Below are 1,555 nucleotides of genomic sequence, written 5' to 3'. Positions count from 1 at the left end.
AGCAGACTCCTTGAGTCCCTTTCACCGGCGAGCCGACTCCTGCAGGAGTGACTATTGCTGCAGGAGCCTGGCATGCATCTGCTCGCCGGCACCGCCCCGACGCATGCCCCGTACCGGGCAGGCATCCAGATAGTCCAGGCCCACCGCCAGCTTCAGGTGGCGCTCGGGCCGAACCAGTTGGTGTGTCACGTCGAAGCTGTACCAGGCGCCATCCAGCCAGGCTTCAGCCCAGGCGTGGCTGGTCAGCTCCACACTTTCATGGCTATACAGATAGCCGGAAACAAAGCGCGCCGGGATCCCCAGGCTGCGGGCGCAAGCCAGAAAGGCATGGGTGTGATCCTGACAGACACCGGAGCGCCCGGCGAAAGCCTGGGCCGCACTGGTAGCCACATCCGTTGCCCCCAATGTGTAGGCCATGTGCTGGTGAAGCCCGTGCATCAGGTCGATAAGCCCTGTGCGATCACGGCGCCGTGCGCATTGCTGGCTGGCAAATTCGCGCAACGCCTCGTCGGGTTCGGTCAGGCGAGTGAAACGCAGGAACGGCAGGGCCGACGGACCTTCATGCTCGGCCTCACGCCGCTCATCGATCTCCACTTGGCCACGGGCGCCAATGATCACGGCCTCATGGGGCTCGTCCAGGGTCAGTACATGGAGGATGTTGCCAAACGGGTCCCGTTGCGCCCGCACGGGCCGAGGCAGGTCGAGCTGCCAACAGAGCACCTGTTGGCGCTCGCTGTCGTGGGGGGTCAGGCGCAGATACTGGATGCTGGCCCGCACCGGGTCCTGGTAGTGATAGGCGGTTTCATGGCTGACGGAGAGTCTCATGCAGCCTCCAGGTAGGCATGGTGAATGGCATCGCCCAACTGGCGCACCAGGGGAATGAAGTCGGTCAGCCAGGCATGCAGGCCCTCGTCGAGAATTTCATCGATGCCGATATAGCGCAGACGCGCATCCATCTCCGCCGCCAGACGCTGGGCCGGACGCCCGTTGTCCCCTGGCAGGCTGGCGAGGATCTGGTCGATCTCCTCGGTGCAGGCGCGCAACGAGCGCGGCACATCGGCACGCAACAGCAGCAACTGGGCTACATGCCGGGCACCGGGAGCTTCGCGGTAGATCTCGGTATAGGCCTCGAAAGACGACAGGGCGCGAAGCAAGGCGCTCCATTGGTAATACGCGTGGGCGGTACCGTCACTGGCCGCATCAACCTGATCGCCAGCCATCTCGTAGCGGGCGTCCAGCAGGCGCAGGGTGTTGTCGGCCCGTTCGATAAAGGTGCCCAAGCGGATGAACCGGAAGGCATCGTTGCGCATGATGGTGCCGTAGGAGGCCCCACGAAACAGGTGGGAGCGTTCCTTGATCCATTCACAGAAGCGGTTCATGCCGTAGGTACTGAGACCTTGGCGGGCAATCTGATGAATATCCAGCCAGGTGGCGTTGACGTTTTCCCACATGTCGGCGGTGATCCGCCCACGTACCGCATGGGCACAGGCCCGGGCCGAACCCAGGCAACTGTAGATACTGGCGGGATTGGCGGCATCCAGGGCAAAGAACTGCA

The 1,555-nt window shown here is 63.5% G+C and carries 2 protein-coding genes; both read right to left on the bottom strand.

Annotated elements, in window-relative coordinates; all coding sequences use genetic code 11:
• Window positions 1-51: 51 nt before the first annotated feature.
• Window positions 52-825: a transglutaminase family protein gene (locus tag BLX41_RS16560; RefSeq protein WP_123725766.1), complete on the bottom strand. Its 774-nt coding sequence runs from the start codon at window positions 823-825 to the stop codon at window positions 52-54.
• Window positions 822-1,555, bottom strand: a 734-nt coding sequence (locus BLX41_RS16555) for an alpha-E domain-containing protein (protein WP_259744960.1), incomplete at its 5' end; no start/stop codon positions are given. The genes BLX41_RS16560 and BLX41_RS16555, both read right to left, overlap by 4 nt.

The organism is Pseudomonas protegens, from assembly GCF_003732485.1.
In the GTDB taxonomy this organism is placed as follows: Bacteria; Pseudomonadota; Gammaproteobacteria; order Pseudomonadales; family Pseudomonadaceae; genus Aquipseudomonas; species Aquipseudomonas protegens_B.
The sequence above is the reverse complement of the archived record's forward strand: the minus strand, read 5'-3'. Positions and strand labels throughout refer to the sequence as shown.

Coding starts and splice junctions, on each gene's coding strand:
- BLX41_RS16560 (WP_123725766.1), bottom strand. CDS start 825: ATGAGACTCTCCGTCAGCCATGAAACCGCCTATCACTACCAGGACCCG.